27 protein-coding genes, 1 tRNA gene and 2 pseudogenes are annotated in these 25,306 nt (G+C 52.1%); 7 read left to right on the top strand and 23 right to left on the bottom strand.

Annotation, left to right across the window (positions count from 1 at the left end):
* From ACFSX3_RS23175 to ACFSX3_RS23200, 6 genes are all read right to left on the bottom strand, one after another.
* The coding region (locus ACFSX3_RS23175) for a hypothetical protein (RefSeq protein WP_379313320.1) at positions 1-1,638 on the bottom strand (1,638 nt) is incomplete at its 3' end.
* Positions 1,639-1,706: 68 nt separating this feature from the next.
* Positions 1,707-2,324: a ribonuclease HII gene (locus ACFSX3_RS23180; RefSeq protein WP_209992795.1), complete on the bottom strand. Its 618-nt coding sequence runs from the start codon at positions 2,322-2,324 to the stop codon at positions 1,707-1,709.
* 274 nt (positions 2,325-2,598) lie between these two features.
* Positions 2,599-3,462 (bottom strand): ribosome biogenesis GTPase YlqF, encoded by an 864-nt coding sequence (gene ylqF / locus ACFSX3_RS23185; RefSeq protein ID WP_209992694.1) that lies wholly within the window; start codon positions 3,460-3,462, stop codon positions 2,599-2,601.
* 39 nt (positions 3,463-3,501) lie between these two features.
* Positions 3,502-4,122, bottom strand: coding sequence for a signal peptidase I (lepB, locus tag ACFSX3_RS23190; protein ID WP_209992693.1), 621 nt, complete (start codon positions 4,120-4,122; stop codon positions 3,502-3,504).
* A gap of 207 nt (positions 4,123-4,329) precedes the next feature.
* Complete coding sequence (gene rplS, locus ACFSX3_RS23195; RefSeq protein WP_173133107.1) at positions 4,330-4,674, bottom strand: 50S ribosomal protein L19; 345 nt, start codon at positions 4,672-4,674, stop codon at positions 4,330-4,332.
* 146 nt (positions 4,675-4,820) lie between these two features.
* The gene (locus tag ACFSX3_RS23200; RefSeq protein ID WP_379256397.1) at positions 4,821-5,114 is read right to left on the bottom strand and encodes a hypothetical protein; all 294 of its coding nucleotides are present in this window, start codon (positions 5,112-5,114) and stop codon (positions 4,821-4,823) included.
* Positions 5,115-5,392: 278 nt separating this feature from the next.
* Between ACFSX3_RS23200 and ACFSX3_RS23205 the strand changes: the two genes are divergently transcribed.
* Positions 5,393-6,343, top strand: coding sequence for a hypothetical protein (locus tag ACFSX3_RS23205; protein ID WP_209992691.1), 951 nt, complete (start codon positions 5,393-5,395; stop codon positions 6,341-6,343).
* Positions 6,344-6,431: 88 nt separating this feature from the next.
* On the opposite strand, the gene ACFSX3_RS23210 is transcribed toward ACFSX3_RS23205, so the two are convergent.
* A complete protein-coding gene (locus ACFSX3_RS23210; protein WP_209992690.1) occupies positions 6,432-6,689 on the bottom strand; it encodes a hypothetical protein in 258 nt (85 codons plus the stop codon).
* Positions 6,690-6,917: 228 nt separating this feature from the next.
* Between ACFSX3_RS23210 and ACFSX3_RS23215 the strand changes: the two genes are divergently transcribed.
* A complete protein-coding gene (locus ACFSX3_RS23215; protein ID WP_209992689.1) occupies positions 6,918-7,112 on the top strand; it encodes a hypothetical protein in 195 nt (64 codons plus the stop codon).
* A gap of 100 nt (positions 7,113-7,212) precedes the next feature.
* Here the strand turns inward: ACFSX3_RS23215 and ACFSX3_RS23220 are convergent.
* The 9 genes from ACFSX3_RS23220 to ACFSX3_RS23260 form a co-directional block, all read right to left on the bottom strand.
* A tRNA-Pro gene (locus ACFSX3_RS23220) sits at positions 7,213-7,286 on the bottom strand.
* 905 nt (positions 7,287-8,191) lie between these two features.
* A complete protein-coding gene (gene trmD / locus ACFSX3_RS23225; RefSeq protein WP_209992794.1) occupies positions 8,192-8,983 on the bottom strand; it encodes a tRNA (guanosine(37)-N1)-methyltransferase TrmD in 792 nt (263 codons plus the stop codon).
* Entirely contained in the window at positions 8,983-9,507 is a 525-nt protein-coding gene (gene rimM, locus ACFSX3_RS23230) for a ribosome maturation factor RimM (RefSeq protein ID WP_209992688.1), read from the bottom strand. Before rimM ends, trmD begins: the two co-directional genes overlap by 1 nt.
* Positions 9,508-9,611: 104 nt before the next feature.
* Positions 9,612-9,842: a KH domain-containing protein gene (locus ACFSX3_RS23235; protein WP_020432321.1), complete on the bottom strand. Its 231-nt coding sequence runs from the start codon at positions 9,840-9,842 to the stop codon at positions 9,612-9,614.
* Between the two features lie 22 nt (positions 9,843-9,864).
* Positions 9,865-10,137: a 30S ribosomal protein S16 gene (gene rpsP, locus ACFSX3_RS23240; protein WP_036701203.1), complete on the bottom strand. Its 273-nt coding sequence runs from the start codon at positions 10,135-10,137 to the stop codon at positions 9,865-9,867.
* 384 nt (positions 10,138-10,521) lie between these two features.
* Positions 10,522-11,913: a signal recognition particle protein gene (gene ffh / locus ACFSX3_RS23245; RefSeq protein WP_209992687.1), complete on the bottom strand. Its 1,392-nt coding sequence runs from the start codon at positions 11,911-11,913 to the stop codon at positions 10,522-10,524.
* Between the two features lie 21 nt (positions 11,914-11,934).
* Positions 11,935-12,291: a YlxM family DNA-binding protein gene (gene ylxM, locus ACFSX3_RS23250; RefSeq protein WP_209992686.1), complete on the bottom strand. Its 357-nt coding sequence runs from the start codon at positions 12,289-12,291 to the stop codon at positions 11,935-11,937.
* A gap of 170 nt (positions 12,292-12,461) precedes the next feature.
* Entirely contained in the window at positions 12,462-13,109 is a 648-nt protein-coding gene (gene trhA / locus ACFSX3_RS23255) for a PAQR family membrane homeostasis protein TrhA (RefSeq protein ID WP_209992685.1), read from the bottom strand.
* Between the two features lie 63 nt (positions 13,110-13,172).
* The gene (locus ACFSX3_RS23260; protein ID WP_209992684.1) at positions 13,173-14,693 is read right to left on the bottom strand and encodes a carboxypeptidase M32; all 1,521 of its coding nucleotides are present in this window, start codon (positions 14,691-14,693) and stop codon (positions 13,173-13,175) included.
* Between the two features lie 231 nt (positions 14,694-14,924).
* On the opposite strand from ACFSX3_RS23260, the gene ACFSX3_RS23265 reads away from it, so the two are divergent.
* The 3 genes from ACFSX3_RS23265 to ACFSX3_RS23275 all read left to right on the top strand — a co-directional run bounded on the left by ACFSX3_RS23265 (position 14,925) and on the right by ACFSX3_RS23275 (position 16,507).
* On the top strand, positions 14,925-15,488 hold the full coding sequence (locus ACFSX3_RS23265; protein ID WP_209992683.1) for a beta-class carbonic anhydrase: 564 nt from the start codon (positions 14,925-14,927) through the stop codon (positions 15,486-15,488).
* Between the two features lie 297 nt (positions 15,489-15,785).
* On the top strand, positions 15,786-16,220 hold the full coding sequence (locus ACFSX3_RS23270; protein ID WP_209992682.1) for a hypothetical protein: 435 nt from the start codon (positions 15,786-15,788) through the stop codon (positions 16,218-16,220).
* On the top strand, positions 16,220-16,507 hold the full coding sequence (locus tag ACFSX3_RS23275) for a YxcD family protein (RefSeq protein WP_209992681.1): 288 nt from the start codon (positions 16,220-16,222) through the stop codon (positions 16,505-16,507). Before ACFSX3_RS23270 ends, ACFSX3_RS23275 begins: the two co-directional genes overlap by 1 nt.
* A gap of 119 nt (positions 16,508-16,626) precedes the next feature.
* On the opposite strand, the gene ACFSX3_RS23280 is transcribed toward ACFSX3_RS23275, so the two are convergent.
* The 4 genes and pseudogenes from ACFSX3_RS23280 to ACFSX3_RS23295 all read right to left on the bottom strand — a co-directional run bounded on the left by ACFSX3_RS23280 (position 16,627) and on the right by ACFSX3_RS23295 (position 19,708).
* Positions 16,627-17,586, bottom strand: a complete 960-nt coding sequence (locus tag ACFSX3_RS23280) for a pectinesterase family protein (protein ID WP_209992793.1) — start codon at positions 17,584-17,586, stop codon at positions 16,627-16,629.
* A 51-nt stretch (positions 17,587-17,637) separates the two neighbouring features.
* Positions 17,638-18,112: pseudogene (locus ACFSX3_RS23285) on the bottom strand (extracellular solute-binding protein); the annotation flags it as partial.
* A 210-nt stretch (positions 18,113-18,322) separates the two neighbouring features.
* Complete coding sequence (locus tag ACFSX3_RS23290; RefSeq protein ID WP_209992680.1) at positions 18,323-18,691, bottom strand: hypothetical protein; 369 nt, start codon at positions 18,689-18,691, stop codon at positions 18,323-18,325.
* 177 nt (positions 18,692-18,868) lie between these two features.
* Positions 18,869-19,708: a DegV family protein gene (locus ACFSX3_RS23295; RefSeq protein WP_209992679.1), complete on the bottom strand. Its 840-nt coding sequence runs from the start codon at positions 19,706-19,708 to the stop codon at positions 18,869-18,871.
* A 150-nt stretch (positions 19,709-19,858) separates the two neighbouring features.
* Between ACFSX3_RS23295 and ACFSX3_RS23300 the strand changes: the two genes are divergently transcribed.
* A complete protein-coding gene (locus ACFSX3_RS23300) occupies positions 19,859-20,089 on the top strand; it encodes a hypothetical protein (protein ID WP_209992678.1) in 231 nt (76 codons plus the stop codon).
* A gap of 137 nt (positions 20,090-20,226) precedes the next feature.
* Here ACFSX3_RS23300 and ACFSX3_RS23305 read toward each other — a convergent pair whose 3' ends face one another.
* The gene (locus ACFSX3_RS23305) at positions 20,227-21,117 is read right to left on the bottom strand and encodes a phosphotransferase (RefSeq protein WP_379256392.1); all 891 of its coding nucleotides are present in this window, start codon (positions 21,115-21,117) and stop codon (positions 20,227-20,229) included.
* 107 nt (positions 21,118-21,224) lie between these two features.
* Between ACFSX3_RS23305 and ACFSX3_RS23310 the strand changes: the two genes are divergently transcribed.
* The gene (locus ACFSX3_RS23310; protein WP_209992677.1) at positions 21,225-22,034 is read left to right on the top strand and encodes an alpha/beta fold hydrolase; all 810 of its coding nucleotides are present in this window, start codon (positions 21,225-21,227) and stop codon (positions 22,032-22,034) included.
* A 110-nt stretch (positions 22,035-22,144) separates the two neighbouring features.
* Here the strand turns inward: ACFSX3_RS23310 and ACFSX3_RS23315 are convergent, their stop codons facing one another.
* The gene (locus ACFSX3_RS23315) at positions 22,145-22,831 is read right to left on the bottom strand and encodes a metal-dependent hydrolase (protein ID WP_209992676.1); all 687 of its coding nucleotides are present in this window, start codon (positions 22,829-22,831) and stop codon (positions 22,145-22,147) included.
* A 298-nt stretch (positions 22,832-23,129) separates the two neighbouring features.
* Positions 23,130-25,250: pseudogene (locus tag ACFSX3_RS23320) on the bottom strand (thioredoxin domain-containing protein).
* Positions 25,251-25,306 lie beyond the last annotated feature (56 nt).

The raw sequence follows: 25,306 nt of genomic DNA on the forward strand, positions 1-25,306 counted from the left end.
GTGCTCCGCACCGAGCAGCTTCAAGATCCGCCCCACCCAGGGGTCTGTCCCCTGGGTGGCGGCGGGTTCCCCCTGCGGCTGCGCCGCCGCAGGGGCTGCACTGCCGCCCGCCGCGCCGGAGGCGGGCGGCGCTTCGGCGAGCTGCGGCAGACTGCCGCGCAGCTCGGAGAGCACGCCCTGCAGCTTCGCGAGCAGGGCAGGCCCCGCAGCGCTCTGCGCCTGCGCGGCTACGCCCGCGCCCTCACGCACTCCAGCTGCGGTCCCCGCACCTTCACGCGCTCCAGCTGCGCTACCCGCACCTTCTCGCGCTCCCGCCGCGTTACCCGCACCTTCTCGCGCTCCCGCCGCGGCACCAACACCTTCTCGCACTCCAGCTGCGGTACCCGCACCTTCTCGCGCTCCCGCCGCGCTTCCCGCACCTTCTCGCGCTCCCGCGCCTTCACGCGTTCCCGTGGCGTTCCCTGCGCCGTCACGCGCTCCACCCATGTTTGCCGCGCCGTCACGAACTCCTGCCGCATTCTGCGCGCCTTCGCCACGCGTTCCCGCTACGGTACCCGCACCATCACGCGCTCCAGCTACGTTCCCCGTACCTTCGCCACGCATTCCAGATACGGCACCGGTACCTTCTCGCGCTCCAGCCACGTTCCCCGCACCTTCTCGCGTTCCAGCCACGTTCCCCGCACCTTCTCGCGTTCCAGCCACGTTCCCCGCACCTTCTCGCGTTCCAGCAGCGTTCCCCGCGCCGTCACGCACTCCTGGCACGTTCCCAGCACCTTCACGCACTCCCGCCGCATTCCCGCTTCCCCCAAGTCCCTCATCTCCCGCTGGTACTAATGCAGCTTGTCCATTAGCACCGGTAGCCTGTGAAGTTCCCGCACTGCCGGTTTGCGCTGCCTGAGCGTTCGCCCCGTTAACTCCTCCCGGAAGAGCTCCGGCTGCTGGAGTATTGCCAGCCAGAGTCACATTCGCTCCGCCTGTCAGCAGCCCTGCCGCAGGTCTGCTATTCCCCACAGCTTGACCTGGTCCGTCGCCGTCCGCACCTTGCTGCACCCAGACGTCAAGCGCAGTCTCCAGCTTCGCCAGCAGATCATGCAGCTTCGGTCCGAATACAGCCTGCTGTAGCCCCTTCACCGTCTCAGCCGTTACAGGCAAGCCGCGTTTCACTGAGATTACAGCCGCCTCCAGCCACTCTGAAGCAGGCACACCGGGAGGTTTGGCATTCATGACTGCGTCCAGCTTCGCTGCAGTCTCTTTGGTGAAAGCCAGCCCTCCGGCCTGCATCGCCTGAACAATCTCCCGTCCCGCCTTGGAATTGGCAAGTCCTAGCGATTCCAGCGCCTCGCCCATACTCTGCGGCGAGACCATCGCTGCCTCCCCTAGAGAGACCGGCTTAAGCACCGGCAAGCCGCCTTCTCCTGATGCACCCACCTGCAGGTTCAGCGTCTGACCGGCTGCCAGCGGTGTTTCCAGTTCAGCCCGTACCGGCGTCCCCTGAATCTGCACCACTGCTTCTTTTCCAGAGTCTGATACGCTTAGCACAACGCCGCGAACAACCTGACCTTCCTTAAGCTCTACAGATTTGGCTTCTCCCGCCTTGCTGTCGCCGAGCAAACCGCGAACCAGTGATCCGATGTTCATGTTGTCCGCCTCCCTTCTTTCTATTTATATCGGTATTTCGCCTTCGTTTGTGATTATCTCCATGACACTTAGAATAAAGATAGCTGTTCCTGCTCCGCAAGAATATTGCCAATGAAGCTGCGCCGGTGCATCGGAGTTACGCCCAGTGCCTTAATTTGTTCACGGTGCAGCTTGGTAGCATATCCCTTATGTACTTTGATCCCGTAATCCGGGTATAATTCCTCCCACAAGCCTTCACAGAGCCGGTCACGTGTCACCTTCGCTACAATGGAGGCGGCAGCAATCGACTGGCTGTTGGCATCTCCTTTAATAATGGCGCGCTGCGGCAAAGGCAGGTCCACCTTCTCCGCATCAATCAGCATATAATCCGGCTGCTGGCTTAACCCTTCTACCGCCAGACGCATGGCCAGACGCGAAGCCTGCTTAATGTTAATCTCATCTATCACTGCCGCCTCCACATGCCCTAAGCTTACCGCCACTGCCTGCTCCATAATTACCTCGTACAGAGCTTCCCGCTTTTTTGCCGTCAGCTTCTTGGAGTCATCCACACCCTCAATAATCAGCCCCGCCGGCAAAATTACCGCTGCAGCCACCACATCTCCGAACAAACAGCCCCGGCCCACTTCATCCACACCCGCGATGTGACGGAAGGATTGCTCCCAGCCTTCTTTTTCATACCCAAGCATATCTATCTCACTCACTGTCTCTCCACCTGCCCATTAAAATTAAAGTAAGCTACATCTATGATCTTCCTATGAATATATATAACATAACGTGAATTCCAAAGAGCTTCGAACTTGCACTCATTTCCAACCAATCCCAGTCTCCGAATCTTAAAATTCTGCACCAAATGCAACAATCCCTTCATTAATACTGCGCAAATCCAAAAAAGTTGTATGAACACGCAAAAAAGAGCCACCCACATTCACGGATGGCTCTTCCATTCCACACTACATTCTACTATTCAGGTGTCTCCAGCGTGAAGCGTCCAAGCTTTCCGGCACGAAGCTCATGCAGCAGCGCGCGTGAAGCCTTCTCCAGATCTACACGGCCGCCGCTCATTAGACAACCGCGCTTACGTCCAACCGCTTCCATAACGGCCACGATTTCGTCCGGGTTCTCCAGATCCTCCGGCAGCTTGTCGATACCGAAGCGCTCCTGGAACCGGCTTCCGTAATCCTTCACCAGATATTTCACCGCATAATAAGCGACATCCTCAATATTCAGGATTTCTTCCTTGATCGCCCCGGTTACTGCCAGCTTATAGCCTACCGCCTGGTCCTCGAACTTCGGCCAGAGAATCCCCGGCGTATCCAGCAGCTCCAGATTACCTCCGGTCTTGATCCATTGCTGGCCCTTAGTTACCCCCGGCCGGTCACCGGTAATCGCAATACTTTTTCCTGCCATCCGGTTAATGAGAGTCGATTTGCCTACGTTAGGGATTCCCACGATCAATGCCCGCATAGCGCGCGGGTTAATGCCTCTGGAAATTTGCCGGTCAATCTTATCCTTCAGCAGCAGCTTAACCTGCTCCGGGATTTCCTTAATCCCAGTGCCAGTAGAAGCATCTACGGGATAAGCAATATGACCCTGCGCCTTGAAGTAAGCCAGCCACTTGCGTGTAGCTTCCGGATCGGCCAGATCCGCTTTGTTCAGAATAATCAGCCTTGGCTTGTCCCGCAAAATATCGTCAATCATCGGATTGCGGCTGGAAAGCGGCAAACGGGAGTCAAGCAGTTCTATTGCAACATCAATCAGCTTCAGCTTATCCTCGATTTGCCGCCTAGCCTTCGTCATATGACCAGGAAACCATTGAATGGCCAATGCCGTCACCTCCTTTGACTTCTGTCAACTTAATGTTAATTAATGATTTATTAATGAGATATTCTTCACCGGCCAGAAAATAAGGTCTGCACGGCCGACAATATCCCCTAGCGGCACATAACCGATCATCCGGCTGTCCGTACTGTCAGAGCGGTTATCCCCCATCACGAACACATGGCCTTCCGGCACCTTGTTGTCCGTAAACTGCTCATTTGGGAAGTTCTTATTGTTATACAAAATGTTGTTATTATGCGCATCATCAATGGCACCCTGGATATACGTTTCGTTCACGGGCTCTCCGTTCACCGTAACGACATCCCCTTCAACCTTGACGGTGTCGCCCGCCACACCTATGACACGTTTAATGAAGTCCCGGCCTTCTGAAGGCACATGGAACACAATGACTTCCCCGCGCTCCGGCTTACGGATATCGTAGAGAATTTCGTTAACAATTACACGTTCGCCGGTATGGAAGTTAGGCTTCATGGAAGGACCGTCTACGATAAACGGTTTGAACAAAAGCCAGCGTATTAGAATAACCAGAACCAATGCAATCGCAATCGCTTTAATCCATTCCAGGACTTCATTCTTTGGCTTCCGGGGGCTCTGGCCGTTAGACTCAATAACTTCACCTTGCCCTTGCTGCAAATCCTGCTGCATAGTTCACCGTCCTCTCCATCAATTGTTATCTCCACTATACAATACAAAAAAGCTCCTGCCAAAAACTCCCCCGCGAATACTCCTTCAGGAGGCCTTTTCGGAGAAGCTGTTCCTAAGGCACATATGTCTAAGTTCATTGATTTTCATGGAGATCAAAGAAATAAACGAAAGGGGCTTGAATTCAAGCCCCTTTCCCTTGTCACTATTCTAGCGACGAATTTCTTTAATTCTTGCAGCTTTACCGCGCAGGTCACGAAGATAATACAGCTTCGCACGACGCACTTTACCACGGCGAGCCACTTCGATTTTCTCGAGTTTAGGGGAGTTGACTGGGAATGTTCTTTCCACACCAACACCATAAGAGATTTTACGAACCGTAAAAGTCTCACCGATACCGCCGCCGCGACGTTTGATTACAACGCCTTCGAACAACTGGATACGCTCACGAGTTCCTTCGATAACTTTTACATGCACCTTCAAAGTGTCACCCGGGCGAAAACTCGGGATATCTGTACGAAGTTGCTCTTGTGTAATTGCTTGTAGGATATTCATTAAGGACTTCCTCCTTCCGTACAGGTGTTCTTGCCTCTTCCGGAGAGCCATTGCTCTCCCTCATTATCCGCAGAGGACCACCGTATTCCACACAACAAAAGTAATTTTATCACAAAGAATAGGCTAGTGCAACATATATTTATTCATTAAAGCGGCAGCATATCCCGTTTCTTCGCCTTCACCTTGCAATCCTTGCAGAGCCCGATCACACTTCCATCATCCTGTGCATAAAAAATCAGCTTGCCATTCTTCTTCTTGCAGGAAGAGCATAGCTGATCCGCAGCATTCTGCTTGGCCTTACGATGCCCTTCCATCGAGATCACATTGCTGGCCTTGCCCTGCTTCGGGGGGTCAGACTGTTCTTGGCTCATCCGGCTGCGGTACACGGTATAGACAACTGCACCCACCAACAAAATAATCAAGAATGCTGCATATTGCATTGGATTCATCCGCCCCTCTGACTTCTTCAGTCACAATAGTAACAGACCGAATTACGGTCTGCTTCCGTGCCGGCACTCTCCAGCTGTCAGGATTAATCTTTCCGGTCCTTATTATAACGCTAGTGTAACATAATGAACGGTTGAAATGTAGTCACAGGCGTACTGGACTTTGGTCTAGTAGAACAACCCGCCGCCAGCCTGTTATCCAGTGTTTTCCCATAATATATAATACGTAGTATACATAAGCAAATGATCAAGCCTTTAGGAGGACATATATAATGAAGAAACATCACAGCACAGCAATTATTGCAGCAATGGCCGTATTCTCTATTGCATTAGCCGGCTGCCGGGAGCTTCCAGGCAAGGAAGCGGCAGATAACCAATTGGAGCAGACGATCTCTGGCAGCTTCAAGCAGGGAGCGGCAGAAGCCGTGAAACAGAGTCTCAGCGATGCCAGTGCTGCTGTAAGTGACGTAATCCAGAACACAACGGGTATGATTGAAGAGCAAATGAACAGCAACGGAATCAGCCGGGAATTCTCCACCTCCCTGCCTGTTGATTCTGCTTCCGTCCTTAAGCTGGATAATGCGGTGGGAGAAGTTGTAGTAGTGCCCGCTTCAGGTGACAAAATCGAAGTCAAGGCTACCGTCATCGTTCACGAACAGACGGGCCACAAGCTGGTAGCAGGCGTGCTGGATCATGCGGAGGTATCTATCGAACATAAAGGGGACGCCCTGACCGTCACCACTCACAGCGCAGACAGCCCGAAGAAGAGTCTCTGGGACTGGGCCCAGAAAGAATACGGGGATTCCAATTTCAGTATAAATTATGTAATCGAGCTTCCGGATACGGTCAGCAGATTTGAGGTTGAGAATAATGTAGGAGCCGTTAAGCTTCGTGGACTCAAGGGAACGTTTGATATCGTCAGCAATGTCGGCAGCATCGTCCTTCAAGACACCACCTTCACAGGCAAGTCCAGTGTGGAGTCGAATACGGGAAGTATTGAGCTTGGGGTGGCTGGTATGAACCAGGGCAGCAGCCTTAAGGCTAAGAGCGATATCGGAAGAATCTCCGCCGATCTGTCAGCATCCACCGAATGTACGGTCAAAGCCCGCAGTGAACTCGGCCACATCTCCGGCGCTAACAACGGTAAATCGAAGGATTATAACGGCGGTGGACCGCTGGTGTCGTTAACCACGCAGATTGGAGCCATATCCGTTAACCAGTAGCTTCAGCCTTGAACGCATTTCACCCTTTAGCCAGATCAGTGGGCCCCCTGACTTCCAGGAGCCCACTTTTGTGTTGTTCAGGCAGTCGTCAGATTAGGGCGATCGCCAGAAGCGTAAACAGGCTTAAGGTCAGGATCTGGCTGCCGTAGCCATAATAGCCGCCATAGTAGTTCCCCGCACCGCCCGGATAGAATGCCGAGGTTTGCATTTTTCCATTGCCTTTTGTTTTCAGATACACATTATTCCGGTCCACATCCACAATAATTCCTTCATGGCGTTTGCCGTCAGTGGTCAAAATACGCACACGCTTTTCCTTGCAATGGAGACAATTATAATAAGCTTCCATCTGCTGTTTCCTCCTTAATCGTGTTTCTGTATCTTATGAGGGGAGGGATAAGCCGGTAACGGCTATAGTCACGCAGCAGCTGTCTATAATAAAAACAGTTGTGAAATGAAGAACTTGTGAACATTGTGTATCAATTTTATGTAAAAGGGGGTAATATTAAAGTAACAAAAACAATTAACCGCTTACGGTTGTGAACAATCTTCTACAATTCATAAGGAGGCAGGAATCATGAGTACAGCAAGCAGACGTTTCATTAATGAAGGAGTACTGCGGATCGCCTGGTTTATCATTTTCGCTTCGCTCACCTACACGGTGCGCAATTATACTTGGGCCATTGTATTGCTTATGGTTGTTGCCTTGTATTCACTGGTTACGGGAGTCATCATGCTTACCCGCCGGGATAGAGACAGGGGCAAGTTTTAGCTCAACAACACATGAGTCTCACCCTCCAAATAAAAACACTTCCTACAGAGCGTGATGCGCTGACGGAAGTGTTTTTTGCGTTATATGAAAACGGAAATAATCGGAGTAACAGGATTTGAACCTGCGACCTCACCCACCCCAAGGGTGCGCGCTACCAGGCTGCGCTATACCCCGACAATTCAATCCATACCGCATCCCTACGATTAAGATACGTTCATCTAATGAATAATATGCCAGAAAGCGGTTACTTGCTGCTTATACTATAAATATACCTCACTATTGCAGCAGTTTCAAATAGAGTTTAGTATTTTTATTGAGTTCAATATTTTTTGCACGTCATTAAAATTTAATGGATTTTCCGTAAAAGCTGTGCTATACTCTTGGCACAAGGAAAGGAGGTGCGTTCACATCAAGCATGACATGCTGAACGTATCCCTTACCCGGACCAACGGCTGAATGTTTTAGCCTTGGTGGCGCGGGATACGGAGCAAAGTTTCAAACTAGCGCCTCGGGTAGAGAGACCGTCTTCGGACGGTCTTTTTTTTGTTTGCCCGCACTCTTCGAACTCCAACAAACAAATAACCGCCAAAGCCTGCGAACCTGGGGTTCGTCTGTCTTCAGCGGTTATTTGTGGAATTTGCTGTATTACTGAGCCTATTGAACCTGCTTCCAGGGTCTAATTCATTTCTTGGATTATAAGATTACGATTTACGATTCTTATAAAAATCAATAATATCGTTTACCGTGCGGAGCGGCTCCGCCTCTTTGTGGACAGTGTCCACGGCTGGCTTGAATGGTTCATGCGTATTCGTAGTCACTTCAGTCATTCCTTTCGATAATTAAGCTAGCTGCGTCTATAGCTGCATGTCTACTTGCGGCGCCTCTATTCATTACCCTAGAAAAAGGGTATTGACGCACATCTGCTCGTATTTATTTTGCTGGCAAAACTTCTACTCTGCTATCCGTTCTAGTTCGCAATTCCTGTTCCCGGTTCTCAGTACACAGCAAAAAACGCCTTCCTAACGTAATATACGTTAAGAAGACGCCAGCTATGACTCTATTCAGGCCCAAATTTACAGTTAATTCTTCTGAAGGCTTGCCTGCTCCTGCAGCCGCTTCAGCGTCTGCTTGTCCTTCACCGTCAGCTCAGCCGTCTCCAGCAGATCCGGTCTGCGTTCAAGGGTACGCTGCAACGCCTGTTCACGCCGCCACACCTCGATATTCGCATGGTGTCCGCTGAGCAGCATGTCCGGGACCTTCCAGCCCCGGAACTCTGCCGGGCGGGTATAATGCGGGTACTCCAGCAGCCCGGTACTAAAGGAGTCGGCGATTGCGGAGGTCTCGTTACCCAGTGCCCCCGGCTGCAGCCGCACTACTGAATCAATAACGGTCAAGGCAGGCAGTTCACCGCCGGTCAGCACATAGTCCCCAATTGACAGCTCGTCCGTCACCAGATGCTCACGGATTCGCTCGTCATAACCCTCATAATGACCGCAGATGAAGATCAGATGCTGCTCCTGTGCCAGCTCTTCGGCGATCTGCTGGTTATACGTCCGGCCCTGGGGACACATCAGAATAATGCGCGGCTTCATCGCCGCTGTGTCCTCAGCAGCGTTCCCCTCCTCCCCGCTATTACTACTCTGAGCCAGCACATGCTCCACCGCTGCGAAAATAGGGTCAGGCTTCAGTACCATGCCTCCCCCTCCGCCGTAAGGCGTATCATCCACACTGTTATGCTTGTTGCCCGAGAAATCGCGGAAATTCACTGTGTTCAGCGAAGCGATGCCTTTCTCACGGGCCTTACCGAGAATGCTCGTGCCGAAGACGCCTTCACACATGTCCGGGAACAGCGTCAGCACATCAATCCGGATCATGGAAGCAGCCCTTCCATGATATGCACGGTGATTTTTTTGGCCGCAATATTTACGTCCAACACTACATCGTTAATGACCGGAATCAGAATATCCTGACCCTTCGCCGGCTTCACGACCCAGACGTCATTGGCTCCGGGCTGCAGAATCTCCGTAATCGTCCCCAGCGGCTGGCTGGCATCTTCATCCGTGTAGACTTCGCAGCCTACGATTTGGTGGAAGTAATATTCGTTCTCCGGCAGCTCGACCAGATCGTCACTAGGCACCTTAAGCAGGCTGCCTTTGTATTTCTCAATCTCGTTAATATTCGTATACCCCTTGAGCTTGGCGATATACATCCCTTTATGCTCTTTCGCTGATTCTATCGTAACCTCGAATTTCGGGCTTCCGTCTGCGGGAATCAGCAGCAGCTTTTTGCCGGGTGCAAACCGCACTTCCGGGAAATCGGTATGCGACAGGATTTTAATTTCTCCGCGAATACCGTGCGTATTCGCCAGCCTGCCTACGGTTAACTCTTCAGTCATGTGTTCATCTCCTTCACCTTGGTCGCGTGTAGCTTATAAATTCTTATATTTTCAACAAAAAGGAGCCGGGATATACTATCCCTAGCCCCTCCTTGTGCGCATCCTTAAGATAAAATATCCACGGTAACGCGTTTATCACTTTTGACTGCTGCAGATGTGACTACGGTACGAAGCGCTTTGGCGATCCGCCCCTGCTTGCCGATGACCTTACCGACATCATCAGGATGCACGGAGAGCTCATAGACAATCAGGTGATCCTTCTCCACGGTCCGCACGGCCACATCCTCCGGATGATCCACTAAAGCCTTAGCAATAACACCAACTAATTCTTCCATAGAGGACCCTCGCAATCAGTCATTATTTCTGAAGCTTTGACTCATGGAACTTCTTCATCACGCCAGCTTTGGAAAGCAGGTTGCGGACGGTATCAGATGCTTGTGCACCTGTCTGAAGCCATTTAAGAGCCTTCTCTTCGTCAATCTTAACGACTGCCGGTACTTCGATCGGATTATAATAACCGATTTCCTCGATAAAACGGCCGTCACGAGGAGACCGGGAATCGGAAACCACTACACGGTAGAAAGGCGCTTTATGTGCTCCCATTCTTTTCAAACGAATACGTACTGCCACGAAATTCACCTCCTTAAAAGAATATCGGAATATAGGGGGATAGTTTAAGATAAACCCTTTTTCGATCCCTCCCAAACCCTCCCTTCCCGAAGGGAGGGCCACAAGGGCTCTGCCCTCTGGACACCCGCTAAGTGCAACTAGCGTATGCGTTCAGATTGGCGGGACTTGGAATGAGTTCGGGGGAAGACCGCTTTTCCTCCCTGCGGGATACGCTTGACTGGCGGCGTTCCCTGGTAACGAGGGGAAGAGATTTAAACATTAAGATCAAGGTCAAAAGATCAAGATCAAAAGATTACTCGATCTTCTGATGTTGTACTATATCAGATCTAGGGGTAAACCTAAAACTTAAAGCTAAACCTAAACATTAAACCGTAAAGATTAAGATCAACGGAAGGGGAATTTCATTCCGCCTTTACCGGCAAGGCCCTTGAGCTGCTTCATGGCGTTCTTCTTACCGCCCTTGCCGCCTCCGCCGCCCATCATGCCAGAGAACTGCTTCATCATCTTGCGCATTTCATCGAATTGCTTGATGAGCCGGTTCACCTCAGCAACGTTGGTACCGCTCCCTGCTGCAATACGCTTGCGGCGGTTGTGGTTGATAATCTCTGGCTGGGCTTTCTCGGCCTTGGTCATGGAATGAACAATGGCTTCGACGCGGCCCATCTGCTTATCATCCACCTTCAGGTCCTTCATGCCCTTGGCCTTGTTCATGCCAGGCAGCATATCAAGAATCTGGTCGATCGGGCCAAGCTTCTTCACTTGATCCATCTGCTCCAGGAAATCATCGAACGTGAACTCTGCATTACGCATCTTACGTTCCATTTCCTTGGCTTTCTCGGTATCGATGTTGGCCTGCGCCTTCTCGATCAGCGACAGCATGTCGCCCATACCAAGTATCCGCGAAGCCATCCGCTCCGGATGGAACGGCTCCAGTGCATCGATCTTCTCGCCAAGAGCGGCGAATTTGATCGGGCAGCCGGTGACCGCCTTGACGGATAACGCAGCACCCCCACGGGTGTCGCCGTCAAGCTTCGTAAGCACTACGCCGGTAAGCTCCAGCTGCTTGTTGAAGCTATCCGCCACATTCACGGCATCCTGACCGGTCATGGCATCGACTACCAGGAGCACTTCGTCCGGAGTTACCACGTTATGGATCTGCTTCAGCTCTTCCATCAGCTCTTCATCAATATGCAGGCGGCCTGCGGTATCGACGATGACATAATCCAGGTTGTTATCCTTCGCATGCTGAACACCTTGTCTGGCAATCTCTACAGGACTGATCTGATCACCCAGCGAGAAGACCGGAACCTTGATCTGTTCTCCCAGCACCTGCAGCTGCTTGATCGCAGCCGGACGATAGATATCGGCGGCTACGAGTAACGGGCGGTGATTGCCCTTCTGCAGCAGCTTCGCCAGCTTACCAGAAGTGGTCGTCTTACCTGCGCCCTGCAGACCCGTCATCATAATGACCGTCGGCGGCTTGTTCGACTTAGCCAGCTTCGCCTGGCTTCCGCCCATCAGCTCGGTCAATTCCTTATTAACAATATCGATGATGACCATGCCTGGCGTGAAGCTGTCCATGACTTCCGTACCGATGGACTTCTCCTTCACCTTGGACACGAAGTCCTTGACGACCTTGAAGTTAACATCGGCTTCCAGAAGGGCCAGCCGCACTTCACGCATCGCTTCGTTTACGTCATCTTCGGATACTTTCCCTTTGCCGCGCAGTTTGCTGAACACATTCTGCAATCTTCCGGTTAATCCTTCAAATGCCATAGGCGGCTCGCTCCCTTCTTCCTACTCTAACCTCTGCAGCCGGTCCATGAGTTCCATGAACTGCTGTTTATATTGCTCAGGCAGCATTACCGTATCAGGCAGTCTGCGCAGTTCTTCTAAGTATTTGTTACGTTCTTCATGCTTGGACAGGAGTCCAAGCTTCTCTTCATAATTATCAAGCACTTGCTCCGCCCGCTTGATATGCTCGTACACAGCCTGGCGGCTAATTTCAAATTCCGCTGCGATCTCCCCCAGGGAGAAATCATCATGGAAATAATATTTGAGAAACGTCTGTTGCTTGTCAGTAAGCAGCCGTTCATAGAAAGCAAATAACAGGTTGATCCGGTTGGTTTTCTCGAGCCTATTCTCCTGACTCATTAAGGGCACTCCCTTCGTCAAGGAAAAACACTTTACAGCTTCACAACGTCCCTTATGATACCGAAAACAAAGAAAGATGTCAAGTCTTTTTACTTGTCATCTTTCACTTTGCCCGAAACCTGCATTCCGGCGCTGAAATCCAGCACCATTCCCGCTTCATACCTCCACCATTAATGAATAGGCAGGATGTATAACAATACAACGAAGAAGTGCAGAACGGTTCCCGCAAGCACGAATAAATGCCAGATCGCATGATGATACGGGAAGCCGCGCCATACATAAAACACGGTGCCCAGAGTGTACAGCAGTCCGCCAATCATCAGCAGAGTCATCCCGCCGCTGGCGACGGCCTGGGACAGAGGGCTCCAGGCGATTACGATCATCCAGCCCATCGCAATGTAGAAGACGGTGGACATGAACAGGAATTTTTTGACGAAAAAGGCCTTGAAGAAGACACCGAATACCGCTACTCCCCAAGCGATACCGAATAACGTCCAGCCCAGAGGTCCGCGGATCGCCACCAGCATAAACGGGGTGTACGTTCCGGCAATGAATAAGTAAATCGAAGAGTGGTCAAGGAATTCAAAGAAGTCCTTCGCCTTGCCGTCTCTGAGACTATGCACCATCGTTGAATTAAAATACAGGATCAGCATAGTAGCGCCGTAAATGGAGAAACTGACTACATGCCAGGCTGTGCCGTTCTGAACAGCATATACGATCAGCAGAACCAGCGCAGCAATACTTAATAGAGCGCCGATCCCGTGTGTAACCGCATTTGCTACTTCTTCCTTGCGGCTGTAAGTGTGAGTATTTGCCATACCATATTCCTTCCGTCTTGCGGTTTCCTTCTATTATAGCCGTTTCCCTGAAGTCCTTCCAGCTTACTTAAGCTGGTACAGCTCGGTATACTTCGCTTCCAGATAATCTGCCAGATAATCAGGATTCAGCGGTTCGCCTGTAACTTGCTCAATAATCTGCGAAGGGGTTAGGCTCTGGCCGTAGCGGTATACCTTGTCTGTAAGCCATTCCTTGATCGGCAGCAGGTTGCCCGCGGCAATCAGCTCTTCGAACTCCGGCAGTTCCTTACGCAGAGTGTTCAGCATCTGGGCCGCATACATGTTACCCAGAGAATAGGAAGCGAAATAGCCGAAGTCTCCACCGGACCAATGAACGTCCTGCAGTACGCCAAGCGCATCCGTAGGCGGTGTAATACCTAAGTATTCCTGATACTTCGCATTCCAGGTCTTAGGCAGATCCTTCACTTCAAGCCCTTCATTGAAAATCAGCTTCTCAATCTCATAGCGCACAATGATATGCAGGTTATACGTCAGCTCATCGGCTTCGATCCTAATGAAGGAATTGCCTACACTGTTGATCGCCCGGTAAAAGTCTTCCATCTCCACGTTCGCAAGCTGCTCCGGGAAATGCTGCTGCAGATCGCCGTAGTAACGCTGCCAGAAAGCCCGGCTGCGGCCGATCATATTCTCCCACAGTCTGGACTGGGATTCATGAATTCCCATGGAGGCGCCCTGTGCCAACGGTGTACCAATCAGCTCTTCCCCGAAATTCTGCTCGTACAGGGCATGTCCGCCCTCATGCAGTGAGCTGAAGATTGAGCTGGTCACATTATCGAGCAGATAGTTCGTTGTAATGCGGACATCGCCGGGGTTCAGCCCTGTAGCGAACGGATGCACACTCTCATCCAGACGTCCTGCCTCGAAATCATAGCCCATCTGTTCGAGTACGAAGAGGCCGAATTTCTCCTGCTGCTCCTTAGGGAAGATCTGGCTCAGGAATTCGGTGTCCGGCTTGTTCGGCGAAGCATTGATCGCTTCAGCCAGCGGAACAAGACGGCTGCGCAGACGGGTGAAGATCGCATCCACCTTATCCACGGTCAAATCCGGCTCGTACATATCCAGCAGTGTGTCATACCGCGAGCCTTGTACACCCCAATAATCAATGAACTCTTGTTTGAAGGCCACAATCTTGCTCAGATAAGGCTCGAAGGAGGCAAAATCATTATCATCCTTAGCCTCTTCCCAGATCGTCTGCGCATGGGCGGTGAGAACAGAATACTCCTCGAAGGTCTTGGAGGGAATGCTTTTGCTGCGCTGGTACTCCTTGCGGGTATCCTTCACAATCTTATTCTGATTACTATCTAGCTGCTCTGCTACTTCCGGGCGGCTGAAATACTCTGTGAACGCCCCGATTTCCTCCGATACCTGGAGTCTGAATGCCTCTGCACTCAGCATACCTAGCGTAGCAGAGCGGGTCTCTACGCCTTTGCGGGGTGCGCCTGTACGCAGATCCCAGCCCAGAAGTCCAATTGCTTCATAATAGCCTTTGATTTTGAATAATAGCTCGCTGAATTTATCCCATTGTTCCCGGACCTGCTGTTCCATGTCTGAGCACCTGCCTTGTCATTTTTTTCTACTCCTCTTGATGATACTTTTTATAATCGTTATAATCAAATTCGGGCTGTATCTCTTCAAATTTGAAGTAGTTAACGGCCTACAGGCGCGGAGACAGACTCTGCTTACATTTTGCAATATTTGATTACAGGAAGCCCTTTATGTTCGCGGCAAGACGCAGTACAATGGATTACAGTTTAATCTTAAGGAGGCATATGGCTTATGAGTCAGGTTACAGACATTATGGAGTTCAACAAGCATTTTGTAGAGGAAAAGGCATACGAGAGCTATCTGACCAGCCGCTTCCCGGATAAAAAAATGCTGATCATCACCTGTATGGACACACGGCTTGTTGAGCTTCTGCCCAAAGCAATGAATTTCAAGAACGGTGATGTCAAAATCATCAAGAACGCCGGAGCCATCATCTCCCAGCCGTTCGGAAGCGTCATGCGCAGCGTAATGGTTGCGCTATACGAACTGGACGCTGACGAAGTGATTGTCGTCGGCCATTATGAATGCGGCATGGCTTCCCTGAATGCTGACCATATGATTAACTCCATCAAGGAACGCGGCGTGTCCGAGGAAGTACTCAGTACTTTGGAGAATTCGGGGATTAAGCTGACCAAATGGCTGCGCGGGTTTGACAACGTAGAGGAAGGGGTAATTCAGACTGTGGAGCTGATTAAGCGCCATCCCTTACTCCCCCCAAACGTACCTATTCACGGCATGATCATCGATCCGGCTACCGGAGCGCTTGAGCTTGTCTCGGACGGATACGCGGACTAAGGCAACTCTCTGATACTGCTGTTTGCGCGGGTCCCGGACCCGCGCTTTTTTTGTGTCCGGGGGTCCGGGCCAATGCCGGATGATAACATTTATATTTGTGATTACAAGTGGAAACGGCTTTGCCGTCCTTTAAAGGACGGTACCGTTTCAGCGAGAAATAGAAGGATAAGTTATCGTGTGAAACATATAAATTCTTATATTTTAAAAATTGAAACCTTAGCCTCCGCTCTGCGTATTACCGGGCAACAGCCAGGTAAACTGGGTGTTACCAATACTTCTAGGAGGTTCTTGTACTCAATGAAACCAATGAAACGTGTAATGATGATCGTCATGGCCTTCACACTATTCTTCGCCGTCACTGTTCCTGACTTCGCAGATGCCCGCCGCGGCGGGGGCTTCAAATCAGGAAGCCGGGGATTCACAACGACCCCGAAGAAATCAACCACTGATAATGTGAAAAAAAGCGATAGCACCAAAAGCAACACCAACGGAACTGCAGCGAACGCGAACCGCGGCTTCTTCAGCGGCGGCGGACTGATGAAAGGCCTGATGATCGGCGGGATCGCCGGCTTCCTCTTCGGTGGCATGTTCGCCGGAATGGGCGCTTTAGGCAATATTATCGGATTCATGATTAACATGCTGGCCATCTACTTCGTCGTGATGTTGATTATGAACTTCTTCAAGCGCAGACAGGAACGACGCAGAATGCAGGAAAGAGACGGACGCTACTAATGGGTGTTACCGTACTCAGCATGGACGAGATTATCAATGCGATCTGCCTGCATATGGCGGAACGCAAGGCTGTACGGGTGGAGGAAGTCCAGGTTGAACTCAGCTGGGACGAGGACACCGGCTACACAGCAGAGGTCTGGATACAGGGACGCAGCCAGTTCCTGGTCGAGTCCAACATGATTGAGTCCATTCTTCGCTACGTGCACAGCGAATACGGCATCCGTGCCTACCGTGAAGATGTACGGCTGGAGTTGGACGAAGAGATTACAGCAGTTGTGAACACGTAAGTGTTGCAAGACTTGATCGAATAAAGGGATGACCCCGGATAACGGGGTCATCCCTTTTGTTTTCTCTACCTTTTAGTTTCCCTACCTTTTATTGTCACTGCCTTTATTCGCAAGATAACTTATCCTTCCGGCGTTAGGAAACCTGCCAGCACATCTTCCCTGCTAACCCGCGCAGTCCCGCTGCCGTGCAGCTCAACCCAAGGCGCACGCTGCTTCCGCAGTGTTGCCGCTGTTCCTTCCGAAGTGTACTCCTCATACCTGACCGTCTGCTCATTGGCAGGCTCGCCCCAATGATCCCAGCCTTGAGGATGAATGTGCTGTCCCATCCTGCAATCCACAAAGGCTGTCTTGGCATGCTCCCGCCATGGGCGGCCCAGGAATACCGGCGCTGTGCCCGGCTCAGCGCTTAGATAACAATGACTGAACACGTAGCCGTAGGCCTGCCCTTCGGGAGTGGAGGCTGCCGTGATGTAGCCTGTATGGCCTCCGCTATTCCGCAGACTGTGCAGTGTACAATGCTCGAAGTAGGCCGTTGCTCCGCCAAAGATATAATCTACGGTCCCCTCAATATAACAGTGCTGGTACAACTGGCGGTACTGCGCGTGATGCTCCCGCAGCGGAACGCCGCCGAACAGCAGGCGCTCTCTGGGGGCCGGCGGCAGCGGACCGGTGAACAGCGTGTCCTGATGGCCCTTGAATGTACAATTCCGGAATACCGTCTCATCACAATGGGCGTACACCGCCACTGCCTGCCCTACCTCACTGCCTTGTCCTGCTGTATTGGAGACAGTCAGATTCTCCAGCACCAGCTTCCTGCCGCCCAGGAACAGGGTGGGAGTGGCAAAGGTCCCGATCTCTTCCCCCTGCTCATCCAGCTCCCGGGCATAGCGGTTCATCGTGATCTCCACTTGTCCGATGCCGATGATACGGAGACAGGAGCGGTAGACCCGCACCTCTTCCTTATACACTCCCGGCATAATGTAGAGTGTTGCCTCTGAATCCGGGTCCAGCCGTTCCAAGGCATCGACTGCCGCCTGAATGGTAGAGTAATCGCCTAAGCCCTCCTTGCCCACCAGCATCCCTTTTCCCATCCTCTCTCACGTAATGGCCTTCACTTAAAGCCTGCTTACTTACTTCTGTGTCAGTTTATATGCAGCTTCATATTCCTCGGTGATCTTGGTTCCGCCGGAATCCTTCCAGGTCTGCACGGTTTTTTTGAAGGCCGCCTCATCCGATTGGCCCATGATATATTTGAAGGTAGCATCTGTGATGATCTTTTGCAATTCCGTTCCCTGCTCATTATTGGTTGCCGAATCCAGCGGAACGGTTGGGTCAAGCACAGCGAACTTGTCATTCTCGCGGATCAGCTCATTAGCCAGCTGCTTCTCAGGGTTCGAATCCGGCACCAGCTCCATGCCCGGCTGCAGATCCTGCGCCAGTGTTCTCAGACTGGAGATGTCCACCATACCGGTATAGATCCCGGTCTTCCCCTGGGCGAATTGCTGCTGCTGATCCGTTTTGGCTGTAACTGCGAAATCCTGCGCCAGGTAGGTCCATATATTCCGGTGTATCGAATTCAGGGATGAACTTACCGCTATAGTCTACTCAGATCATTGTGTTTCCCCTTTGATTTGATAGACTCTTTTAAATTATAGCGTTTTCATGAATGCGGTTCCATGATTATTTTCACGTGTCCAATTGGCAAAAGGGCTCTGTGAAGCCGTTCATCCCCCTCCTTCAGCGTAGTAGATCATGCAAAACAACCCCACAACGTGGGGCTGTAGCTTCGATGATGACCCCGGCTATGAGCCTTGCTTAGAGTAACGAAATCGCCAGCAGCTCGAACAAGACCAGCGGCATAATCACATTGCTGTTCACCGTACCTGGATAAGGGTAACCCGGGCCCGGATATCCCGGACCTGGATAGGGCTTGTAATACGGATTGTAATATCCGCGTCCCATCTCCATGGTTAGGGTTACGGCCAGGTACATATGCTTGCTGTCCATACCGGCAATCGTACCCTCATGCATCTGACCGTCAAGGGTCTGCACCTGCACTTTATGATTCAGATATGGCTTACAGGACTGGTGAAGCGAATCGCGGACCCCGTTCAGATGCTGAACCACCGCAGGGTCTGCCTGATAGATTACCGACGTTTGCGGGCCGGATGAAGTTGTCGACATAAGTGTAGGACCTCCGTGTAATTGGATTTGCTTCATACTATGCACCTGCCCAGTCCGGTGTGCCTAGCCTGCTCCCCGGCGCTCATTCGATCCGCATACGCAAGCCAAACAGCCGTACACCGGAAAGTCCGGTATACGGCTTAGTGATCACTTTTCTACAAGTGCTGTGCTCTCTGCTTAAAAAGCCACTCCAATCCCGCCCTGGCCGGCATAGGTTCCCATCACAGGTCCCATCGTGGACAGCAGAACCTCCTTGAAGGGATGCTTCTCCAGAATACGCCGCTTGATCTCCAGCGCCAGCGTCTCACAATTGCTATGGACAATGGCGATTACCGCCTGTTCATAATCATGCTGCTTCTGGTCCAGCTTGGCCAGCAGATGAGTCAGCGCCTTAGGCAGGCCGCGCGTCTTCTCGACCACTTCAACGACGCCCTCGTCGCTGATCTTCAGCAGCAGCTTGATGTTGAGCACGGAAGCCACAGCGCCGGAGATCCGGCTCAGCCGTCCGCCCTTGATCACATTCTCAAGGGTATCCAGCGTGAAGTATGCAGTCGTCTCTTCGACCTTGCTCAGCACTCTGTCCTTCAGTTCAGCCAGACTTGCGGCAGTAAGTGACCATTTGGCCGCCATGGCGACAATCAGGGTCAAGCCGCCGGAGAACAGCTTGGAATCTATAATTTCAATCGCATTCGGATGTCCTTCTTCCTCGTACATCTCCTTGGCAATCATTGCGGTCTGATAAGTACTGCTAATATTAGAGGACATGCAGATGACCAGAATGTCAGTGCCTGCTTCCACTTGCTTGAAGCTGTCCAGGAAGGTCTGCGGACTCGGGCTTGCAGTCGTAGGCAACTCCTTCGATTCATGCATTTTGTCATAGAAATCCTTGGCATTCATATCATCCGGCATTAGCTCATGACCGAAATGGACCGGCAAATGAACAATGGAGATGTCATACTGCTTAGTGTATTCAGGGGGTAGATCCGAACCGCTATCGGTAATTATCTTGATGGGCATCAGAATGCTCTCCTTTCAATTCTATACCATTATAGTTACCCTTTCCGGAGATCACTAGTACAATTTATAACTTGTCAAAATCGGAGTTTTGTGCTTAATCCCACTTGTGATATGGTTGAAGCATAAGCATACAGAAATGGAGTGTACCTGATGAGCAAGAATAAAGTATGGAACCGGGGCAAGCACAATGGAGCCGGCCTGTCCAAAAAAGCCCCGGCGGCAGTAGAATCCGAGGCTGCTCCCGAAGCTGTTACGGCTGAGAATCTCAGCAGCGAGGTCATTAACGAACGGACGGATACAGTCAAGCCGATGAACCGCAGCAATTGGGTCACCCGGCCCGCCCGCGTGAAGCCGCAGAACCCGGAACGTAATAAGAAGTAACATAACCGCTGACATGCTATTGTATTCCATGGAAGCCAACACAAACGGCTACGCCGTCCTTAGGAGGACGGCGTAGCCGTTTGTGTTTGAACTGGACGGAGAACTTTTTGTGACGGTGAATTCCGGCTGGGTATCTGCTACAAGGATTCAGACAGACTATCCGGCACATACCGGTTCTCCCTCATCAGCGTCCGGATCGCCTTCAGCGTGTTCCGCTGAACCGGGACCCCCGTTGTCCGGTGCAGCTGAAGCCAGCGCAGGGCGGCCAGTGCCTCGAATAGCTCCAGCTCTACTGGGCTATAGCTGCTCTTAGCTTCAAAGGCTGACCGGTAGATACTGGCATTCCGCTCCGCCAAATACACTCTAAAGAGCAGAATAGACCACGCAATATCATACCTTGGATCGCCAAGCTGGACATTGGTCCAATCGATGATGGTGAATGTCCCGGAGGCCTCCAGAATATTACCCAGATGATAATCACCATGAATGAGCTGATGAGCGGTTAGCTTGGCCTGCTCCGCCAACTCCTGCGCCAGTGTTCGGATCTCAGGCTGCTCCGCCCAGGCAGGGAAGAAATAATCTGCAAAATCATAAGCCGGTACCTTCAAGCTGCTGGACGAATCGATCTGCAGCTTATGTACATCGAGCAGGTTGGCTGCTATGGCTGTTAGGCTGTCCGCATTTACCTTCTTGACTGGCATACCATCGAAGCTGGTTAACAGCACCTGATGGTCCTCAGCATCTAGACCCCAGGCATACGACCGTGAGACCGCGCAGCCCTGCCGGACCACCTGCTCCAGCACTTGATACTGAATAGAGACATCCGGCCGGGAGTCGCGGTTCCATATTTTCAGCACAAGCTTCATATCCGGCAGTGTAATTCTGCATACCTCGGCTTCCAGTCCCCCCTTCATCCGGGTGATGGCCGCCTCTTCCAGCCTTGCCAGCAGCGCTTCACTATCTGCACTCTGCTCCTGCCAGCGGATACCGCTCAGAATCTTATTGATAGTTATGATTCCCCTCTCCAAGGAACGATCTGCTGCGAATCCCTCAGACCATATTCTAGGCATTTTCCCTATTCCAATGAATAACATATTCCAACTATACAAATCAATAGAGAATTGAGGGATGCGAAATGGAACATTGGATTAGAGTAGAACCGAATGTGAAGGTGTATGTGAATGATCTTAACCCGCTTGGCAACAAAACGTTACTCTTCATTCACGGCTGGCCAGCAAATCACCAGATGTTCGAATACCAGTACAATCAGCTAGTGCCCATGGGCTACCGCTGCATTGGAATGGATATGAGAGGCTTCGGCCGGTCTGACAAACCGCTTGGCGGGTACGATTACAACCGTCTCGCAGATGATATCCGCTGTGTGATCGGCGCCTTAGGACTGCACAATATTACACTCGGCGGACATTCTACCGGCGGAGCTGTAGCGATCCGGTATATGGCCCGGCATAAGGGACATGGGGTCTCCAAGCTGGCCTTATTCGCTTCGGCAGCCCCCAGTCTGATTCAGCGGCCGGGCTTCCCTTATGGCACGACTAGAGAAGCTATAGAGCAGATTATCCAGTCCACCTACAAGGATCGCCCCAAGATGCTGCATGATTTCGGCGATATTTTCTTCTATCAGCCGGTATCACAGCCGTTCTCGGACTGGTTCTTCCTCTTGGGACTGGAGGCGGCAAGCTGGTCCACTATCGCAGTCTCCAACGCCTGGATGGCCGAGGAGTTGTTCAACGATCTCCCCCGGATACAGGTGCCTACCCTTATTCTGCACGGGGTTCATGATCAGGTGTGCTTCTTCCCGCTCGCAGAGGCGCAGCATCAAGGGATTAAGAATTCGGTTCTTATTCCGTTCGAGGACAGCGGCCACGGATTGTTCTATGACGAACGGGATCGATTCAACCGCGAGCTGGCGAGGTTCGCCGGTTAGACCATTCGCTAACCTGAACAGGACTGCTCCCAAAGCTATGAAATAGCTACTTGGGGCAGCCCTGTTGTTAATACGGACATATACGCAGGCGGAGGACCATGCGCGAAGCGCTACAGCTCCAGCGTCTCACCATATGCAAGTGCCGAGCCTCTAATTCCCGCCTCCTCCAGCGCTTGGACGAATGCCCCCGCATCCTGGCGGATCGGCGGGAAGGTATTGTAGTGTACCGGAAGCACTTGTCTGGCTCCCAGCCATTTGGCGGCGATAAGCGCATGCTCCGGCCCCATAGTGAAATGTCCGCCAATCGGCAGAATCGCGAGGTCGATCTTATACAGCTCCCCGAACATTTTCAAGTCACCGAACAGCCCCGTATCGCCGGCATGGAGAATCGTGCGCCCGTCCGCCTCAATTATGAAGCCCGCCGGTGTGCCGCCATAGATACTCTGTCCATCTTCGAGGGTAATGCTTGAGGTATGGAAGGCATGGATCATCGTCGCCTTAGCAAAGCCCAGATCCACCGTCCCCCCGATGTTCATTCCGATCGTCTGTGCCCCAGTGGATTCAAGGTACCCGGCCAGCTCCACGATGGCTACAATTGGCACGTTATTGCGCTTGGCAATCGGTGCGGCATCCAGCATATGATCCATATGGGCATGAGTCAGCAGTACCGCATCGGTCTTAATCTCCTCTACAGTCGTCACCGCCGCCGGATTTCCGCTAATGAACGGGTCGATAATCAGCGACTTGCCGTTCACTTCAATCTGGACACAGGAATGGCCGTGGTAGGTAATGTTCATGGTTTCTCTCTCCTTTTCACGATTCAGATTCGGTAGGACTAACGGAAATGAACCATACTTAGAATGCAATAGAATACGTTATCCTGTCACCAAGTTGCTTAGGTTTGAACCGTCCTGCTATTCTACAATGGCGTATATATTTTATCATGTAACCACAGATTGAGGTAGTTTGTACGCCGGAGGTCATGTCAATTGAAAATGAAAGACAGCGATTTTATGTGAACAGTTGCCAAAGTAGATGGCAGTTCAGCTCTAAGAGCAGCCCGAAATTGCTGCGGGCTGCTCTTGTTGAATTCTGCTATACCTCACGGCTGCCGGAAGCCAGCAGCTCCCGGACTGCTTCCTTATTCGTAAGCGGGGCACGGCAGGCGAAGTTGCGGCAGACATAGGCGGTGGCTTCACCGCGGATCGCCGGTTTGTCAGCCAGATGCGGCAGCAGGCGGAGCATCTCCCCGCTGTCCCCTTCCCAGTTAACGATGAGCGCTGCGTCCGGCAGATAGGTCTGCTGGACCTGAGCGAGCATGGCGTGCAGCGCGGGATCTTCTTTTTTGCCGGAGAGGACCCATTCTCTGCCGCCGGAGACCATCCCCAGATGGGCCTGCAAATACATCGCATATCCCGGCGGATACTCCGAAGCAGCGGAAGCAAGCACCGCAGCGGTGCGCTCCGCGATCTCTTTCAGCTCCATATCCTGCGTAATGACCGACAGCTTCCACAAGAGCTTCGCCGCCACCGAATTCCCGGAGGGAATCGCGCCGTCATACAATTCCTTCGAGCGGACCGGCAGCTTCTCCCCGTCATGCCCGGTGAAGAAGAACCCGCCTCCTTCGGTATCTAGGAACAGCTCCAGCATCCCATCCTTAAGCGTCAGCGCCCGCTCCAGATAGACCGCTTGACCTGTAGCTTCATATAATTCGCTGAGTCCCCAGATCAGGAAGGCATAATCATCCACATACGCCGGAATCGCCGACTCCCCGTCACGGTAACGGGCCAGCAGCCGCCCATCTTCACGCCGCAGCTTGTCCCAGATGAAGTCCGCTGCACGTTCGGCGGCCTTGGCATATTCCGGCTTCTGCAGGGCTTTGGCTCCCAGGGCCAGCGCAGCAATCATCAGCCCGTTCCACGAGGTCAGCACCTTGTCATCCTTAAGCGGATGAATGCGCTGCTCCCGGTACTCGAACAGCTTCGTACGCCATTCCTCCATCCGGGTCCGCAGACCAAGCGGATTCATGCCCATACGCTCCGCAATCTCTTCCGGCAGACCGTGAAGGAGATTCGGAATATTTTCCCCTTCGAAGTTGCCCTCCGGCGTAATCCCGTACACATTGCAGTAGGAATGCATATCCTCCAGCCCAAGCGCTTCCTCAATCTCCTCACGGGAGAAGACATAGAACTTGCCTTCCACCCCTTCGGAATCGGCATCCTCCGCAGAGTAGAAAGCGCCTTCCGGTGAAGTCATATCGCGCAGCACATACGTGAAGATCTGCTCGGCAATCTCCGCATACAGCGGCTTCCCCGTAAGCTGGAAGGCTTCCAGATAGACATTCGCGAGGAGAGCGTTATCGTAGAGCATTTTCTCAAAATGCGGCACCAGCCACTCCCGGTCTGTCGAATACCGAGCGAAGCCATAGCCCACATGGTCGTACATGCCGCCCTTATACATCGACTCCAGCGTATGCTCCACCATCCGCAGCGCTTCCGGCTGATCATGCAGCTGGCTGTACGCCAGCAGGAAAGACAAATTATGCGGCGAAGGGAACTTCGGCGCATTACCGAACCCGCCGTACTCCTCATCGAACTGCCGCCGGTACAGCTCATACGCCTCATGCAGCAGCTCCGCGCCGGGAATGCCGCCCGCAGCTTCCGGATTGTACGCATTCTTGCGGTCCAGCGTATGCAGCTCAGCCAGCAGATCATCACCCAGCTTATCCAGTGCTTCGCCGTCCTGCTCCCACTTCGTATGGATCTGCTCCAGCACATCCATCAGCCCGATCCGACCGAACATCTGTCGCTTCGGGAAATACGTCCCGGCATAGAACGGCTTCTTCTCCGGCGTCAGCAGCACCGTCAGCGGCCACCCCCCGCTCCCCGTCAGCGCCTGACACACCGACATATACAGCGCATCAATATCCGGCCGCTCCTCGCGGTCTACTTTGATCGCTACGTAGTGATTGTTGAGGAGCTCCGCGACTTCGGCGTCCTCGAAGGATTCTCGTTCCATTACGTGGCACCAGTGGCAAGTCGATTAAAGCCACAACTACGAATACCCAACAGATAAGAAGATTGGTTTATTTTCTCGTCTCGCGGTATCAAACGCTTCTTCACTCCACGCATACCAATTGACTGGATTATGCGCATGTTGGAGCAGGTAAGGCGATTTCTCGGCGATTAATCTATTGGGCTTGTGATTCGTTGTCATGGGGCATCACCTCTTTTCGTGTGGGATTTGGGTAAAGTATTGCTTAGGGTTAGTTT

This window comes from Paenibacillus rhizoplanae, from assembly GCF_042684125.1.
Taxonomy (GTDB): Bacteria; Bacillota; Bacilli; order Paenibacillales; family Paenibacillaceae; genus Paenibacillus_AQ; species Paenibacillus_AQ rhizoplanae.